We start from the raw sequence: 17,305 nt of genomic DNA, 5'->3' as shown, positions 1-17,305 counted from the left end.
ACTCCGCACCGCATGGGTCCTGGAGAAGGTGAGGACTTGAGCATGAGATCCGACGTCAACCGGCGCGATCTGATCAAGCGGGCTGCAGCGGTGGGCCTGTTGGCCGCTCCGGCCGCGGGTCTGCTGAGTGCCTGTGCGTCCAGCGGCAGCGGCAACAACAAGGCCACCGAGAAGGGCGAGAAGTCCAAGGACAACCCCTTCGGCGTGGCCAACGACGCCCCTCTGGACGTCGTGATCTTCAAGGGCGGCTACGGCGACGACTACGCCAAGGCGTTCGAGAAGCTCTACGGGAAGAAGTTCGACGGGGCGAAGATCAGCCACCTGGGCACCCAGGAGATCACCGGCAAGCTCCAGCCCCGTTTCAACGCCGGCAACCCGCCGGACGTCGTCGACGACTCGGGCGCGCAGCAGATCAAGCTGGACGTGCTCTACAAGAGCGGCCAGCTCACCGACCTCACCCCGCTCCTCGACGCGCCCTACATCGACGACCCGAGCAAGAAGGTCAGGGACGTCCTGCAGCCCGGCACCATCGAGACGGGCAGCTTCGACGACGGCAAGATGTACCAGCTGTCCTACATCTACACCGTCTGGGGCCTGTGGTACTCCGGCAAGCTCTTCAAGGAGAAGGGCTGGACCGCGCCCAAGACCTGGGCCGACTTCATGTCGCTCTGCGCGGAGATCAAGAAGTCCGGCATGGCGCCCTTCTGCCACCAGGGCAAGTACCCCTACTACATCAACATCGTGGTCATGGACCTCATCGCCAAGCAGGGCGGTCCCGACCTGGTGAAGCGGATCGACAGCCTCGACCCGACGGTGTGGGACGAGCCCGCCGCCAAGGCGGCCGTCGAGGCGGTCTACGAGATCGCCGACAAGGGCTACCTGCTCCCCGGCACCAACGGCATGACCCACATCGAGTCGCAGACAGCCTGGAACGAGTACAAGGCGGCCTTCATCCCCTGCGGTTCGTGGCTGGAGAACGAGCAGCTGAAGGCCACCCCCGCGGACTTCGAGATGACCTTCCTGCCGATCCCCTCCCTGGACGGCGACAAGCTGCCCTTCGAGGCGATCCGGGCCGGCGCCGGTGAGCCCTTCATCGTCCCGAAGAAGGCCAAGAACCAGGCCGGCGGCCTGGAGTTCCTGCGGATCATGCTCACCAAGGAAGCGTCGAGCCAGTTCGCCCAGACGGCCAACTCGCTGACCGTGCTCAAGGACGGCGTCGGCTCCGACGTCCAGCTGCGCCCGGGCACCAAGTCCACCGTCACCGCGCTCAGCGCGGCCGGGAGCAACGTCTTCAACTACAACTACCCCAACACGCAGAGCGCCTTCGACACGGACGTGCAGAACGCCAGTGCCGAGCTGATGGCCAAGCGCATCAAGCCCGCCGACTGGCTCAAGCGGGTCAAGGCGGCGGCCGAGAAGGCCAAGAAGGGCTAAACGTTCCCACCGGCCCTTGCGCACCGGGGCCCCGGTGCCCCCTGATGGTCCAGGGGGCGTTCGGGGCCCCGGTGCGACGGTCTACCCGATGGCAGGAGCAGCGCCATGCGATACCGCAAGTACCCGTTCATCGCGGGATTCCTCTTCATTCCGGTCGTGCTCTACGTCGTCTTCGTGATCTGGCCGTACCTGCAGACGTTCGGGTATTCCCTGACGGACTGGTCCGGGCAGTCCCAGGAGATGCATTTCGTCGGTCTGAAGAATTACACGACGCTCTTCGGGGACCACGTCTTCCTGCAGGCGCTCCAGCACAACGTGCTGCTTCTGGTGTTCCTTCCGGTGATCACGATCCTGCTGGCGCTCTTCTTCGCCTTCATGCTCAACGTGGGCGGCCGCGGCGGCACCACGGGTGTCCGCGGGGTGCACGGATCCGCCTTCTACAAGGTGATCTTCTTCTTCCCCCAGGTGCTTTCCGTCGCCATTCTCATCGTGCTCTTCCAGGCGGTCTACCGAAGTGACGGAAGCGGCCTGCTGAACGGCATCCTGATCAAACTGCACCTCGAGGATCCTCAGGCCCCGATCGAATGGCTGAACAGTCCCAACCTGGTGATGTGGTGCCTGCTCGGCGTGCAGATCTGGGCCGGTGTGGGTTTCTACCTGGTGCTGTTCTCCGCGGCCATGCAGTCCGTTCCCAAGGACATCTACGAGGCCGCCCTGCTGGACGGCGCTGGCCGCCTGCAGACCTTCTTCAAGGTGACCCTCCCGCTCCTGTGGGACAGCGTGCAGACGGCCTGGGTGTACCTCGCCATCGCCGCGATGGACTTCTTCGCCCTGGCCTCGGTCCTCACTCCGGGATCGAACTTCGGCGGCGGTCCCGACTACCACGGTGAGGTCATGGCGACCTACCTGATGCGCAACTTCCTCACCTTCGGAAAGAGCGGCTACGCCTGTGCGATGGGCGTCGTCATCCTCTTCCTCACCCTGATCCTTTCCGCCATCGCGCTGCGGGTCTCCCGCCGCGATCGCATCGAGTACTGAGCGGGGAGCGCATCCCATGGCCACTCCCATCAAGCAGCCCACTCCGGTACCGGTCTTCAAGGGGCAGCCCACCACCATCGGCAGCAAGAAGACGGAACGGGAACGCTTCGCCGACGGCGGCGCGTCGCTGAACGTCTTCTCGCACGGTTTCCTGGTCCTGTGGGGCGTGCTGATCCTCCTGCCCCTGGGCTGGATCATCCTCGGATCCTTCAAGAACAATTCCGAGATCGGCGCGAGCGCCTGGTCCTGGCCCTCGCACTGGTCCTTCGACGCGTTCTCCCGGGCCTGGGAGAAGGGCATCGGCGACTTCTTCGTGAACACGGTGATCGTGCTGGTGTTCTCGGTGCCGCTGACGATGCTGCTCGGGTCGATGACGGCGTACGTGCTGGCGCGCTACGAGTTCCCCGGCAACCGGATCATCTTCTACCTGTTCGTCGGCGGCGCGATGTTCCCGGTGTACCTCGCCCTCGTGCCGCTGTTCTTCATGGTCAGCAACCTGGGCATGCTCAACACCTACCAGGGCCTGATCCTGGTCTACGTCGCGTACTCGCTGCCCTTCACCGTCTTCTTCATGCACTCCTTCTTCAGGACCCTGCCCACGGCGGTGCACGAGGCGGCCATGATCGACGGCTGCTCCCACTCCCGGGCCTTCTTCCAGGTGATGCTGCCGATGGCGAAGCCGGGCCTGATCAGCGTGGGCATCTTCAACGTGCTCGGCCAGTGGAACCAGTACATCCTGCCGATGACCCTGCAGCAGCAGCAGTCCAGCAGCGACCCGGACCGCTCGATGCTGGCCCAGGGCCTGGTGAACCTGGCGCAGCAGCAGGGGTACTCCGGTGACTACCCGGCGCTCTTCGCGGGCATGACCATCGCGATGCTGCCGGTGCTCGTGGTCTACCTGTCCTTCCAGCGGCAGGTGCAGGCGGGTCTGACGGCCGGCACCTTGAAGTAACCGGAAGGTCACTCCACGTGGCCCGCCGTCCGTTCGCCCGGACGCCGGAGCGGAAGCGGTCCCGCCGTATGCGGGGCCGCTTCTGGATTTTTCGGGCATTACGTCAGCGGTCTGGTTCTGCCCCTTGACGGGAAGCGAGCCTAAAGGCTTGCTTAGAGTTCACATGTTGTAGACGACGGGGTCTCATCGGCGTGGCTCCCGTCCGGTTCGGCAGGAGTGGAATGGTCGTGGAGACTCCGGGGTCCCAGTCGTCGCTGCACCGGGCCAACCTCGAGCGGGTGGTCCGGGCCGTACGGCTGGCGGGTTCGCTGACGCAGGCGGAGATCGCCCGTACGACGGGGCTGTCCGCGGCGACGGTCTCCAACATCGTCCGCGAATTGCGCGACAACGGGACCGTACAGGTCACGCCCACCTCCTCGGGAGGCCGCCGGGCCCGTGCGGTGGCGCTGTCCGGCGACGCGGGCGTCGTCGTGGGTGTCGACTTCGGGCACTCCCACCTGCGCGTCGCGGTCGGCAACCTGGCCCACCAGGTGCTGGCCGAGCAGTCGGAGCCGATCGACGTGGACGCCTCGGCCTCCGAGGGCTTCGACCGGGCCGAGCAGCTCGTCGCGCGGCTGATCGAGTCGAGCGGCATCGACGCCGACAAGGTGATCGGCGTCGGCCTCGGCGTCCCGGGCCCGATCGACGTGGAGACCGGCGCGCTCGGGTCCACCGCCATCCTGCCGGGGTGGGGCGGCATCAACCCGCGCCAGGAACTGGCCGAGCGGCTGCGCATGCCCGTCCAGGTGGACAACGACGCGAACCTCGGTGCCCTCGGGGAGCTGGTCTGGGGCGGCGGCCGGGGCGTGAAGGACCTGGCGTACATCAAGGTGGCCAGCGGTGTCGGCGCCGGGCTGGTGATCGACGGCCGCATCTACCGCGGCCCCGGCGGCACCGCGGGCGAGATCGGCCACATCACGCTGGACGAGTCCGGCCCGGTCTGCCGCTGCGGCAACCGCGGCTGCCTGGAGACCTTCACCGCCGCCCGTTACGTGCTGGACCTGCTGCGCGGCAGCCACGGCCCCGACCTGACCCTGGCGCGCATGGTGCAGCTCGCGAGGGAGGGCGACCCCGGCTGCCGCCGGGTGATCGCGGACGTCGGCCGGCACATCGGCATGGGTGTCGCCAGCCTCGCCAACCTCTTGAACCCGAGCCGGGTGGTGCTCGGCGGCGATCTCGCGGAGGCCGGGGAGCTGGTCCTGGCGCCCATCAGGGAGTCGGTGGCGCGGTACGCGATCCCCAGCGCGGCCCGTAGGCTTTCGGTGGTCTCAGGGGGCCTCGGGGCCCGTGCGGAGGTCCTGGGCGCCCTGGCGCTGGCCCTCAGCGAAGTGGGCGATTCGTCCCTTTTGGATGCTAACGTTCCCGCAGCGGTTGCTGTGCCGTAGAGATCACTCTGCGTTCATCTAGATAACGAAACGCACCGTTGCCATCTCGTTAAGTATTTACTTCTTGACGTCAAGGCTGTTGCCGAGTTGACTCACGCTCACCTCGGCCGCAGTCTTTTGCGGCCCTGTCAGGGAGGCAACCCCACATGAACGCAATGATGCGTCGCGTCGTGATCGGCACCGCGGCCGTCTCCATGGCCCTTTCCGTTGCTGCGTGCGGCAAGGCCGGTGACGACAAGGCGGACGGCGGCAGCAGCAGCGCCGGCAGCAAGAGCAAGACCATCGGTCTGCTGCTCCCCGACAGCGTCACCGCGCGCTACGACAAGTTCGACAAGCCGCTGTTCGAGGCCAAGGTCAAGGAACTGTGCGCGGACTGCGACGTTCAGTACGCGAACGCCGCGGGTGACTCCGGCAAGCAGGCCCAGCAGGTCAGCACCATGATCACCAAGGGTGTCAAGGTGATCGTGATCAGCGCCCAGGACGCCGCTGCCATCAAGTCCTCCGTCCAGGCCGCCGTCGACAAGGGCATCAAGGTCATCGCGTACGACCGTCTGGCCCAGGGCCCGGTCTCCGCGTACGTCTCCTTCGACAACGAGAAGGTCGGCGAGCTGCAGGGCCAGGCGCTCCTCGACGCGCTGGGCGACAAGGCGAAGCCCTCGGCGAACGTCGTCATGATCAACGGTGACGACGCCGACCCGAACGCCGCGCTGTTCAAGGCCGGTGCCCACAAGGTCCTCGACGGCAAGGTCAAGATCGCCTACGAGCAGAGCGGTCTGTGGAAGGACACCGTCGCCAACCAGAAGGTGACGGCGGCCATCACCCAGATCGGCGCCAAGAAGATCGCGGGCGTCTACGCCGCGAACGACGGCATGGCCGGCGGTATCGCCACTGCCCTCAAGGGCGCCGGCATCAGCGGCATCCCGCTGACCGGTCAGGACGCCGAACTCGCGGGCATCCAGCGGATCATCGCGGGCAGCCAGTCCAGCACGGTCTACAAGGCGTTCAAGCCCGAGGCCGACGCCGCCGCCCAGCTCGCGGTGAACCTGGTCGAGGGCAAGGCGATCGACTCGCTGGCCACCACCTCGCTGACCAGCGGCTCCGGCGACAAGGTCCCGTCCCAGCTGCTGACCCCGGTCTCGGTCACCAAGGCCAACGTCAAGGACACGGTCGTCGCCGACAAGCTGTGGTCCGTCGCGGAGATCTGCACGGCCGAGTTCGCCGAGGCCTGCAAGGCCGCCGGCCTCCAGTAACACGGCAGGCCCTCCCCCCGGAGGCCGCCACGCGAACCTGTCCGGCGCCCGCCCCGTCCAACAGACCCCGCTGACGGGGCGGGCGCCGGACAGACAGTCCGTTCCAGTTCACGCAAAGCTGTGCAGCTTGCACAAAACTCCGCGCCCCTCCAAGCGCGGCATCCCCGCCGGTCAGGCGGCGAAGGAGATGGTTCACGTGTCCGCTACGCCCGTGCTGGCGTTGCGCGGAGTCTCCAAGCGATTCGGTGCGGTCCAGGCACTCACCGATGTCGACCTGGAGGTTCACGCCGGAGAAGTCGTCGCGCTCGTAGGCGACAACGGCGCAGGGAAGTCGACCCTGGTCAAGACGATCGCCGGTGTGCACCCCATCGATGACGGCGTCATCGAGTGGGAAGGCAAGCCGGTCAACATCAACCGGCCGCACGACGCCCAGGGTTTGGGCGTCGCCACCGTCTACCAGGACCTCGCGCTGTGCGACAACCTCGACGTCGTCGCCAACCTCTACCTCGGCAGCGAGATCAAGCGCGCCGGCGTGATCGACGAGGTCATGATGGAGAAGCGGTCCCGGGAGCTGCTCAGCACGCTGTCGATCCGCATCCCCAGCGTCCGCATCCCGATCGCCAGCCTCTCCGGTGGTCAGCGTCAGGTCGTCGCGATCGCGCGCGCCCTGATCGGTGACCCCAAGCTGGTCATCCTCGACGAGCCCACCGCCGCCCTCGGTGTCGAGCAGACCGCCCAGGTGCTCGACCTGGTCGAGCGGCTGCGCGAGCGCGGCCTCGCCGTCATCCTCATCAGCCACAACATGGTCGACGTCAAGGCCGTCGCCGACAAGGTGGCGGTACTGCGGCTCGGCCGCAACAACGGCGTCTTCGACGTCAAGAGCACGTCCCAGGAAGACATCATCTCCGCCATCACCGGTGCCACGGACAATGCCGTGACCCGCCGTCAGGGGCGGCGCACGGAGGCTGCAAAGTGAGCGACACGTCGAAGACCGTAAAGCAGGACGTGGTGGCAGCGTCGGTCGAGGACGCGTCCTCGGCGGCGGTGCCCGTGGTCGACCCGCGGCTGCTCGTGCGTGAAGAGGGCCTCAAGGGCTACCTCACCGAGTTCAAGCGCAAGGTGCGCGGCGGTGAGCTCGGTTCGCTGCCGGTCATCATCGGCCTGATCATCATCTGGACCATCTTCCAGACCCAGTCGAGCAACTTCCTGAGTGCCGGCAACCTGGCCAACATCGGCTTCTTCCTGGCCGCCACGGGCATGCTCGCCATTGGTCTGGTCTTCGTGCTGCTGCTCGGTGAGATCGACCTGTCGGTCGGCTCGGTCAGCGGTCTGGCCTCCGCCGTCTTCGCCATCTTCGTGACCAATCACGGGATGAACCCGTGGCTGGCCATGATCCTGGCCATCGTCACCGGCATCCTCATCGGTGCCCTGCACGGCTGGTTCTTCGCGAAGATCGGCGTCCCCGCGTTCGTCGTCACCCTGGCCGGCTTCCTCGGCTGGAACGGCCTGATGCTGCAGCTGCTCGGCGACAGCGGAAGCCTCTCGATCCCGGACGACGGCCCGCTGCACATCCTGGGCCAGCGTTCCTTCTTCATGGACCAGGACATCTCCGGCGCCTACCTGCTGGCCGGCCTCGGCACCGTGGCCATGCTGGCGGGCTCGCTGATCGAGCAGCGGCGGCGTCGTGCGGCCGGCGTCCCGTTCCGGCCCACCGGCGAGATCGCCTTCCGCGTGGGCGCCCTGGCGGTCGTCTCCTTCGTCGCCGCGTACGTCCTGAACCAGGCGAGCGGCGTGCCCAACGCGCTGGTGGTCTTCCTGGCGGCCCTGGTCGTCACGGACTTCGTGCTGCGGCGTACCTCCTACGGCCGCAAGGTGTTCGCGGTCGGTGGTGGCATCGAGGCCGCCCGTCGCGCCGGCATCAACGTCGCCATGGTCCGCATCTCGGTGTTCGCCATCTCCGGCGGCTTCGCGGCGCTCGGCGGTCTGTTCTTCGCCGCGCAGACCTTCACGGCGACCCTGGGCGCCGGCGGCGGCAACACCCTGATGCTGGCCATCGCTGCCGCGGTCATCGGTGGCACCAGCCTCTTCGGCGGCCGCGGAAACGTTTGGTCCGCGCTGCTCGGCATGCTGGTCATCCAGTCCATCCAGACCGGCCTGGACCTGCTCAACATGAACACCGCGCTCCAGTACATGATCACCGCCGCGGTGCTGCTCGCCGCCGTGGTCATCGACTCGGTGTCCCGCAAGAGCCAGAAGGCCTCGGGTCGCGGCTGAGGTTCCGCACCGCACCAGTGGCGTGACGTGCCCGGCGCAGGGAAGATCATCCCAGCGCCGGGCACGGGTGTGTGCGGAGCTGAAAACGCGAACACATACACTCGGGAAACCGGAAAGCGACAACAAGGAGGCACGGGTGGCTCTGCTGACCCGTATCAAGGGACCGCGCGACCTCGACCGGCTCAGCCCGGAGCAGCTGGTCGAGCTGGCAGGCGAGATCCGTACCTTCCTGGTCGACGAGGTCTCCAAGACGGGCGGGCACCTGGGGCCGAACCTGGGTGTCGTCGAACTGACCATCGCGCTCCACCGTGTCTTCGACTCGCCGCGGGACAAGGTGCTGTGGGACACCGGGCACCAGTCCTACGTCCACAAGCTGCTCACCGGCCGTCAGGACTTCTCCAAGCTCAAGAGCAAGGGGGGCCTGTCCGGCTACCCCTCGCGCGCCGAGTCCGAGCACGACGTGATCGAGAACAGCCACGCCTCCACGGTGCTCGGCTGGGCCGACGGCCTTGCCAAGGCCAACGAGCAGCTGGGCAAGCGCGACCACACCGTCGCCGTCATCGGTGACGGCGCGCTGACCGGCGGCATGGCCTGGGAGGCGCTGAACAACATCGCCACCGCCAAGGACCGCCCGCTGGTCATCGTCGTCAACGACAACGAGCGCTCCTACGCGCCGACCATCGGCGGCCTCGCCAACCACCTCGCCACGCTGCGCACCACCGACGGCTACGAGCGCTTCCTCACCCGCACCAAGGAACTGCTGGAGCGCACCCCGGTCATCGGCCAGCCGCTGTACGAGACCCTGCACGGCGCCAAGAAGGGCTTCAAGGACTTCATCGCCCCGCAGGGCATGTTCGAGGACCTGGGCCTGAAGTACGTCGGCCCGATCGACGGCCACGACGTCGCCGCCCTGGAGTCCGCGCTGCAGCGCGCCAAGCGCTTCGGCGGCCCGGTCATCGTCCACTGCCTGACGGAGAAGGGCCGCGGCTACACCCCCGCCCTGCAGGACGAGGCCGACCGCTTCCACGCCGTCGGCAAGATCCACCCCGACACCGGCCTGCCGATCGCGGCCTCCGGCGCCGACTGGACCTCGGTCTTCGGCGAGGAGATGGTCAAGCTCGGCAGGGAGCGCAAGGACATCGTGGCCATCACCGCCGCGATGCTCCAGCCCGTGGGCCTGGACAAGTTCGCCAAGGCGTTCCCCGACCGCGTCTACGACGTCGGCATCGCCGAGCAGCACGCGGTGGTGTCCGCGGCGGGCCTGGCGACCGGCGGCCTGCACCCGGTCGTCGCCGTCTACGCGACCTTCCTCAACCGCGCCTTCGACCAGGTCCTGATGGACGTCGCGCTGCACAAGTGCGGCGTCACCTTCGTGCTGGACCGGGCCGGCATCACCGGCACCGACGGCGCCTCGCACAACGGCATGTGGGACATGTCGATCCTGCAGGTCGTCCCGGGCGTGCGGATCGCCGCCCCGCGCGACGCCGACCAGGTGCGCGCCCAGCTCCGCGAGGCCGTCGAGGTACCGGACGCCCCGACCGTGGTCCGCTACTCCAAGGGCGCGGTCGGCCCGGCGGTCAAGGCCGTCGGCACGGTCGGCGGCATGGACGTGCTGCGTCGGGCCGAGCCCCAGGGCGAGGACGCCAAGCCGGACGTGCTGCTGGTCTCCGTCGGCGCGCTCGCCCCGATGTGCCTGGAGATCGCCGACCTGCTCGACGCCCAGGGCATCACCACCACCGTCGTCGACCCCCGCTGGGTCGTGCCCGTCGACCCGGCCCTGCCCGGTCTCGCGGCCGGCCACCGGGTCGTCGTCACCGTCGAGGACAACGGGCGCGTCGGCGGTGTCGGCTCCGCCGTCGCCCAGGCGCTGCGCGACGCCGGCGTGGACGTGCCGCTGCGTGACTTCGGCATCCCGCAGGAGTTCCTCGACCACGCCAGCCGCAAGGAGGTCATGGCCGAGATCGGGCTGACCGCCCCGGACGTCGCGCGCCAGGTGACCGGCCTCGTCAGCCGGCTCGGGGGCCGCTACGCCGACGAGCCCGCGCCCCAGGTCGCGGGCGACTGACGGCCGCTCCCCGTCCTTGGCACCACCGGGCCGGGCGACACCCCAATGGGTGATCGCCCGGCCCTTCTGTTGATGTGTAGGCGCGCCAGATCCGGTCACAAGCATCTGCGGGTGCTGTGATGCAGGAACAACTGTGGAGGTGCGCCGGTGGACGTGGGCGGTAACGCTGCGAAGGGTCGGAGCGGTTTCTTCCGTACCAAATCGGTCGAGGACTCCCTGCGGGACACCCAGGAGCCCGAGCACGCGCTCAAGAAGTCGCTGTCCGCCCTCGACCTCACGGTCTTCGGCGTCGGCGTCGTCATCGGCACCGGCATCTTCGTCCTCACGGGCAAGGTGGCGAAGGAGAACGCGGGCCCGGCCGTCGCGCTGTCCTTCGTCGCCGCGGGCGTCGTGTGCGCGCTCGCCGCCCTGTGCTACGCGGAGTTCGCCTCCACGGTGCCGGTGGCCGGATCCGCGTACACCTTCTCCTTCGCCACCCTCGGCGAACTGCCCGCCTGGATCATCGGCTGGGACCTCGTGCTGGAACTGGCGCTGGGCTGCGCCGTGGTCGCCGTCGGATGGTCCGGTTACCTGCGCTCGATCATGGACAACTGGGGCTGGCACCTGCCGTCCGTGCTGTCCGGCGGCGAACAGAGCGGCTTCCACTTCGACCTGCTGGCCTTCTTGCTGGTGGCCGTGCTCACCGCCGTCCTGGTCGCCGGGATGAAGCTGTCGGCCCGGGTCACCTCCGTGGTGGTCGCCATCAAGGTCACCGTGGTGCTGATCGTCATCATCGTGGGCGCGTTCTTCATCAAGGCCCACAACTACACCCCGTTCGTCCCGCCCGCCGTGCCGTCCGAGGGGGCGCAGGCAGGCATCAAGGCCCCGCTCATCCAGCTGATCTCGGGCTTCACGCCGTCCCAGTTCGGCGTCATGGGCATCTTCACCGCGGCGGCTGTGGTCTTCTTCGCGTACATCGGCTTCGACATCGTCGCCACCGCCGCCGAGGAGACCAGGAACCCGCAGCGGGACGTGCCGCGCGGCATCCTCGGCTCGCTGATCATCTGCACCGTGCTCTACGTCGCCGTCTCCATCGTCGTCACCGGCATGCAGCACTACACCCGGCTGACGGTGGACGCGCCGCTGGCCGACGCCTTCAAGGCGGTGGGCCACCCCTTCTGGGCCGGGCTGATCGCCTTCGGCGCGGTGGTGGGCCTGACGACGGTCTGCATGATCCTGCTGCTCGGGCAGAGCCGGGTCTTTTTCGCGATGAGCCGCGACGGGCTGCTGCCGCGCTTCTTCTCCCGGGTGCACCCCACCCGGGGCACGCCCTACCGCTCGACGATCCTGCTCGGCGGCATCGTAGCGATCGTCGCGGGCTTCACGACCATCGAGGAACTGGCCGAGCTGGTGAACATCGGCACCCTCTTCGCGTTCATCGTCGTCGCCATCGGCGTCGTGGTGCTGCGCCGTACCCGCCCCGACCTGCCGCGTGCCTTCCGTACCCCGCTGGTGCCGTGGCTGCCCGCGGTGTCGGTGCTCGCCACGCTGTGGCTGATGCTCAACCTCCCCGCCGAGACCTGGCTGCGGTTCGCCATCTGGATGGCCCTCGGCTTCCTCGTCTACTTCCTCTACGGCTACCGGCACAGCCGGGTCCGCACACCGTCCCGGCAGAGGTGAGCTGACGCACCCGGAGGGCGCCCGGTACCTTGGGCGCGTGCCGACCCGCCCCGAGACCGCCCGCGCCGCCGCGCCCGCGCTCCCGGACCGGCGGGCGGACGGCGCCCCGTCCCGGGCGCCCTCGCCGTTCACCCGGTTCTCGTGGCCCGTGCTGCTCCCGCTGCTGACGCTGGTGGCGGCGCTGGTCCATCTGCCCTCCTTCGTACGTCCCGTCTGGAACCCCGACGAGGGGTTCCTCGCGACCCAGGCACGCGTGCTCGCCTCCGGAGGCGTCCTCTACGACACCGTCGTGGACCGCAAGCCCCCGCTGCTGCCGTGGCTCTACGAGGGGGCGTTCGCGCTCTTCGGCGACGGCTCGCTCCGGCCCCTGCGGGCGGCGGCCGTCGTCGCGCACGTGGTGACCGCGGCGCTGCTCGTCGCCATCGCCCGGCGGCGCTGGGGCGACCGGTGGGGCGCGGCCGCCGGGTTCGGCTACCTGCTGCTGTCGGTGGGGCTGGCGCCCGAGGACACACAGGCGGCCTCCTTCGAGGTCTTCACCCTGCCGTGGACGGTCGCCGCCGTGCTGTTGGCCGACCGCGGGCGCTGGGGCGCGGCCGGGGTGGCGGTGGCCGGGGCGGCGCTGACCAAGCAGACCGGCGCGGTGGTGCTCCTCCCGGTGCTCTGGATGCTGTGGCGGGCCCGGCGGGGGAGTGCGGCCGGGTCCGTCTCCGTGTCCGCCGGAGCGTGGGCCCGGCTGACGGCGGGGTGCGCGCTGCCCGTCGTGGCCGTGGCCCTGGTGACCGGTGCGGGGCGCTTCGTCTTCTGGACGGTCACCGGCTCTGGGGCCTACATCTCGCCCGAGGGAGCCTGGCTGCTCGCGGCCGGGCGGGGGCTCGGCAACGCCGCGATCATCACGGCGGCCGGGGCGGGGGTGGTGCTGCCGGCCGTCTGGCTCGCCGTGCGCCGGAGGGCCGGCGCCGGAGCCGAGCTGTGGATCTGGCTCGGCGCGGCCGCCGTCGCCGTCGTGGCGGGCTTCCAGTTCTACGGTCACTACTACCTGCAACTGCTGCCCCCGCTCACGCTCGTCGGGGTGGCCGCGCTGCGCCGGCTGCCCGCGCGCGGTCCGGCCCGAAGGGCCGCCGCGGTCTGGACGGTGCTGGCGGCGGCCGTGTTCACCGGCTGGGGCTTCGCGGCACCGCGCGCCGAACTCGACCACGCCCGGACCGTCGCCGCCGCGATCCGCGCCCACACCGGCGCGGACGGGACCGTCCTGGTGTGGGGCATGCACCCGGAGCAGTACTGGCTCTCCGGGCGCGCACCGGCCGGCCGGTTCCTCACCGCGGGATTCCTCACCAACTTCAGCGGTGGCCGCGGCGGGGCCCGGGTCGGCGAGGAGTACGCCGTACCGGGCGCCTGGGCGGCCTTCCGCCGGGAGTTCTCCGCCGCGCCGCCGGCCGTCGTGGTCGACGACTCGCGGGGCGCCCCCTACGGCGCGGCGCACGTGCCCGGTCTGCGCCGCCTGCTCGACGGGGGCGGCTACGAGCGCGTCGCCACCGCCGACGGCGCGGTGCTGTACGCCCGGCCGCCCGGCCGGTAGTCAGGGACGCACCGACCGCGGCCCCGCGACGGCCGCGCCGCGGGCGGTCACGCGGCGGCGCAGCTCGCGGTCGGCCGTCACGACCAGGCACGGCAGTTCCGGCGGACGGGCCGCGACGAGTTCGGCGATGAGGTCGTCACCGCTGCCGGGCGCCGCCTCGACCCGTACCCCCGGCACGGGTGCCACCCCCCGGGCCGCGCCCTCCACGACGAGCACGACGTCGAGCGGCGCCCGCCGGGCCCATTCCGGCACGTCCGCCCGTTCCGGGAGCCCGGTAGCGGCCAGCCCGGCGAGGGCGTCCCGCAGGCGCTCCGTCGCCCCGTGCCGGTCCCGCCACCACCCGTCGGGGACGGACCCCACGGTGTTGGCGGCGTCGACCACGACCAGGGGCGCTGTCCCACCGTTCACCGGCCCACCCTGTCACAACCGGGCCGGGGCCGGTCGTCCTGCCCGGTGACCGGCCGGCAGGACAGGTGCACGGGGCGGAGGCCGTACCCTCCCACGGGGCGTGTTCGTACGCGGTGGTAGAAAGTCCCGGTGAAGCAGACGAAGTCCAAGCGCTGGCGGTCCTACGCCGGGACGGTGATCGTCCTGGGCGTGGTGTTCGGGGGTTCGGCCGTCCTCGGGGCGCATGTGCGCAGTGAGAAGCAGCACGAGGTCAAGGCACCGGCCGGTGCCTCGGGCGAGGAACAGCTGGCGGTGCCGGTCAAGCCGACCAAGCTGCCGGTGACGCTGACCGTGTACGAGGACCTGCGCAGCCCGGAGTCGAAGGCCTTCGCCGCCGAGTACGGGGACACCCTCGCGAAGCTGGTCGCCACCGGCCAGGTGGGGATCGACTACCGCCTGGTGACGCCGACCGACACCGCGGACGGTGGCACCGGCTCCCTGGCCGCCGCCAACGCGGCCGCGTGCGCCCAGGACGTGGGCCGGTTCCAGGAGTTCGTCGCGCAGGTGTGGGACGCCCAGCCCGCCGACGCCTCGGACGACCCGTTCACCAGTGACACCTTTCTGAAGGGCCTGGCCAAGAAGGCCGGCGACGTGGACGAGACGCACTTCGTCCCGTGCGTCCAGGGCGGGGACCACGACGGGTGGGTGCGGCGCTCCCAGGAGGAGTTCGCCGCGGCCGGGTTCACCTCCGCGCCGGTCGTACAGGTGAACGGCGAGACCGTCACCGATCCTTCGGGCGGCGCGTCAGGGCTCACTCCCGAGGGACTGACGCAGCTGGTCGACAAGGCCGTTGCCGAGGTCGTGAAGAGCACCACCGCGACAGGCTGACCACACCACCCGCTGTCATTCCATCAGATTTATGTGGAAATCGGGTAATAAGGGCATGTGGCACTCGATCGCGAGGAGTGGTGGTGCGCATGTCCACACCGGTGTTCGACGAGGTCGGGCCGCAGCCGGGCTGCGTCTGTGAGGACTGCGCACGGCGGCGGCTGATCCGGGCGGCGACCCGCGCCACGCCCCCGTGCGCGCCACCGGTCGCCGCTCCCGCCGCGCTGGTCCTCCTGGCCACGGCGGGCGCGGCCGTCATGGCGCCCGCCGCCGTGGCGGCCCCCGCGGAGGACGCCGGCCAGGCCGCGTCCACCGGCCTGACCGAGCAGGCGCAGCCCGACCGGATCGGCGCCGTGGCCCCGCTCCGGCTGACCCGCGACCAGATCCTGGAGCGGGCCCAGCGCTGGGTCGACGCCCGTGTCCCGTACGACATGCGCCGCCGCTGGCGGGACGGCTACCGGCAGGACTGCTCCGGATTCGTCTCCATGGCCTGGGGCCTGGGCAGCAGCCAGTGGACCGGCACGCTGCCGCGCTTCGCGGAACGGATCGGCCGCAGTGATCTCGAACCCGGCGACATCCTGCTCTTCCACAACCCCCGTGACCCCGTCGACGGCTCCCACGTCACGATCTTCGGGGGCTGGGCGAACGCCGCGCACAACCGCTACGTGGCCTACGAGGAGACCCGGCCGCGCGCCCGGGTGCGCACGACCCCGTACGCCTACTGGGACCATTCCAAGCGCTACGTCCCCTACCGCTACAAGTACCTGAGCGACGAGGGCTACGACGACTTCTACGACGACCTGTACGGGGACCTCGACCTCGGCGACCTGGCCTCCGGCTACCCGGGGAGCGTGTCCTTCGGCCCCGGCGCCTCCAACGGCTACGTCACCCGGCTCGGCCGGATGCTGCGGCAGCGGGGCGCGGGCGCGTTCTACCACGACGGTCCGGGACCCCGCTGGAGCGACGCCGACCGCGAGGCCACCCGCGCCTTCCAGCGCGCCCAGGGCTGGAAGGGCGACCAGGCCGACGGCTTCCCGGGCCCCCTGACGTGGCGTTACCTGACCGAGGGCGCCGGGGCCGACGTCGGCGGCGGCCGCCCGACGGCGCCCCCGGCCCGAACGGCCCACCTGGCCAGGCCGGCCTACCCGGGCATCGGGGGCTTCCGGCCCGGCCAGTCGGGCCCGCACGTGCTCGCGCTGGGACGGCGGCTGGCCGCCAAGGGCTTCGGCCGGTTCTACGCGAAGGGGCCCGGCCCGCGCTGGGGCGAGGCCGACCGGCGCGCGGTGGAGGCCTTCCAGCGGTCCCAGGGCTGGTCGGGCAGCCAGGCGGACGGCTACCCGGGTCCCGAGACGTGGAGGCGGCTCTTCTCATGACGATCACCCCCCAGGGGAGCCGGGCCGAACGTCCCGTCCCCGCCCAGGCCCCCATTGCCTACGGCACCCCCGGCCAGGCCGGCGTGGTGCCGCTGCCCGAGATCGCCGAGCGTCCGGGACGCTGCCTTCCCGGCGGCCTCGCCGTGCTCACGGCCCTGGCGGCGGCCGGAGGCACGGCAGCGCTGTTGCTCGGCCCCATCGGGACCTCCCCCGCCGTCCGCGGCGGCGCCGTGGCCGTCCTCGTGGCGCTCACCGCTCTGACCGCGCTGGGCCTCGCCCGGGGCCGACCCGGCTCCGTGTGGATGCTCACCCGGCACGGCGCCTACCACGGCACCGTCCGCCGCACCGGACTGCTGTGGATCAGCCCGCTGCTCGTCCGCCGCCGTGTCGACACCAGCCTGCGCCACTGGCGCAGCAGCCCCATCGAGGCCACCGACGCGGGCGGCACCCCGCTGCAGATCACGGTCCTGGTGGTGTGGCGGGTCCGCGACACCGCGCGGGCCGCCTTCGGCGTCCACGACCACGTCCGCTACCTGCGCGAACAGGTCGAGGCCGCGGTCGTCCGCTGCGTGTCGCGGCTGCCCGCCGACGACTTCCACGGCCCCGGTCCCACGCTCCGCGCCACCGACCGCCTCGCGGACGACCTCACCCGGATCATCGTCCAGGACCTGCGGCCCGTCGGCGTCGAGGTGTTCTCCGCCCAGCCCGTCCGCGTCGACTACGCCCCCGCCGTGGCCTCCGCCATGCGCCGCGCCCAGCTGGCGGCGCTCGACGCCCGCCACCGCCGGGCCGCCCTCGACGACGCCCTCACCGCCGTCGGCGAGACCGTACGGGGCCTGCTCGAGCGCGGCCTGGTCGACCTCGACGACTACGAACGCAAGGCCCTCGTACGGGACCTGACGGTCGCCTACTGCACCGCGCACGTCCCCGACGGCGGCGCGCAGGCCTCCTGAGCCGCGCACGCGGAAGGGGCCCCCGCCGGACG

Annotated in this window: 14 protein-coding genes; 13 read left to right on the top strand and 1 reads right to left on the bottom strand. The window is 70.4% G+C overall.

The window, feature by feature from the left end; genetic code table 11:
- The first annotated feature begins 42 nt into the window (after positions 1-42).
- The 10 genes from ngcE (at position 43) to ABZ312_RS17500 (ending at position 13,672) form a co-directional block, all read left to right on the top strand.
- Positions 43-1,434, top strand: a complete 1,392-nt coding sequence (ngcE, locus tag ABZ312_RS17545) for an N-acetylglucosamine/diacetylchitobiose ABC transporter substrate-binding protein (protein ID WP_499514577.1) — start codon at positions 43-45, stop codon at positions 1,432-1,434.
- Positions 1,435-1,539: 105 nt separating this feature from the next.
- Complete coding sequence (locus tag ABZ312_RS17540; RefSeq protein WP_500321831.1) at positions 1,540-2,472, top strand: carbohydrate ABC transporter permease; 933 nt, start codon at positions 1,540-1,542, stop codon at positions 2,470-2,472.
- 16 nt (positions 2,473-2,488) lie between these two features.
- Positions 2,489-3,424, top strand: a complete 936-nt coding sequence (locus ABZ312_RS17535) for a carbohydrate ABC transporter permease (RefSeq protein ID WP_500321830.1) — start codon at positions 2,489-2,491, stop codon at positions 3,422-3,424.
- A gap of 227 nt (positions 3,425-3,651) precedes the next feature.
- A complete protein-coding gene (locus tag ABZ312_RS17530) occupies positions 3,652-4,848 on the top strand; it encodes an ROK family transcriptional regulator (RefSeq protein ID WP_499514580.1) in 1,197 nt (398 codons plus the stop codon).
- Between the two features lie 146 nt (positions 4,849-4,994).
- On the top strand, positions 4,995-6,098 hold the full coding sequence (locus ABZ312_RS17525) for a sugar ABC transporter substrate-binding protein (RefSeq protein ID WP_500321829.1): 1,104 nt from the start codon (positions 4,995-4,997) through the stop codon (positions 6,096-6,098).
- Positions 6,099-6,285: 187 nt separating this feature from the next.
- Positions 6,286-7,074, top strand: coding sequence for a sugar ABC transporter ATP-binding protein (locus ABZ312_RS17520; RefSeq protein ID WP_499514582.1), 789 nt, complete (start codon positions 6,286-6,288; stop codon positions 7,072-7,074).
- Positions 7,071-8,372, top strand: coding sequence for a sugar ABC transporter permease (locus ABZ312_RS17515; protein WP_500321828.1), 1,302 nt, complete (start codon positions 7,071-7,073; stop codon positions 8,370-8,372). Before ABZ312_RS17520 ends, ABZ312_RS17515 begins: the two co-directional genes overlap by 4 nt.
- Before the next feature lie 136 nt (positions 8,373-8,508).
- On the top strand, positions 8,509-10,437 hold the full coding sequence (gene dxs, locus ABZ312_RS17510) for a 1-deoxy-D-xylulose-5-phosphate synthase (RefSeq protein ID WP_500321827.1): 1,929 nt from the start codon (positions 8,509-8,511) through the stop codon (positions 10,435-10,437).
- A 147-nt stretch (positions 10,438-10,584) separates the two neighbouring features.
- Entirely contained in the window at positions 10,585-12,096 is a 1,512-nt protein-coding gene (locus ABZ312_RS17505) for an amino acid permease (RefSeq protein WP_500321825.1), read from the top strand.
- Between the two features lie 37 nt (positions 12,097-12,133).
- A complete protein-coding gene (locus tag ABZ312_RS17500; protein ID WP_500321824.1) occupies positions 12,134-13,672 on the top strand; it encodes a glycosyltransferase family 39 protein in 1,539 nt (512 codons plus the stop codon).
- Here ABZ312_RS17500 and ABZ312_RS17495 read toward each other — a convergent pair whose 3' ends face one another.
- Positions 13,673-14,080 carry an NTP pyrophosphohydrolase gene (locus ABZ312_RS17495; protein ID WP_500321823.1) on the bottom strand — a complete coding sequence of 136 codons (408 nt, stop codon included), beginning with the start codon at positions 14,078-14,080 and terminating at the stop codon, positions 13,673-13,675.
- A gap of 129 nt (positions 14,081-14,209) precedes the next feature.
- Between ABZ312_RS17495 and ABZ312_RS17490 the strand changes: the two genes are divergently transcribed.
- The 3 genes from ABZ312_RS17490 (at position 14,210) to ABZ312_RS17480 (ending at position 17,273) form a co-directional block, all read left to right on the top strand.
- Positions 14,210-14,947, top strand: coding sequence for a DsbA family protein (locus ABZ312_RS17490; RefSeq protein ID WP_500321822.1), 738 nt, complete (start codon positions 14,210-14,212; stop codon positions 14,945-14,947).
- An 89-nt stretch (positions 14,948-15,036) separates the two neighbouring features.
- Positions 15,037-16,320: a peptidoglycan-binding protein gene (locus ABZ312_RS17485; RefSeq protein ID WP_500438073.1), complete on the top strand. Its 1,284-nt coding sequence runs from the start codon at positions 15,037-15,039 to the stop codon at positions 16,318-16,320.
- On the top strand, positions 16,317-17,273 hold the full coding sequence (locus tag ABZ312_RS17480; protein WP_500321819.1) for an SPFH domain-containing protein: 957 nt from the start codon (positions 16,317-16,319) through the stop codon (positions 17,271-17,273). The genes ABZ312_RS17485 and ABZ312_RS17480 overlap by 4 nt, the downstream gene beginning before the upstream one ends.
- Positions 17,274-17,305 lie beyond the last annotated feature (32 nt).

The sequence above is a fragment of the Streptomyces sp. NPDC006207 genome (assembly GCF_040613835.1).
GTDB lineage: Bacteria > Actinomycetota > Actinomycetes > Streptomycetales > Streptomycetaceae > Actinacidiphila.
The sequence above is the reverse complement of the archived record's forward strand: the minus strand, read 5'-3'. Positions and strand labels throughout refer to the sequence as shown.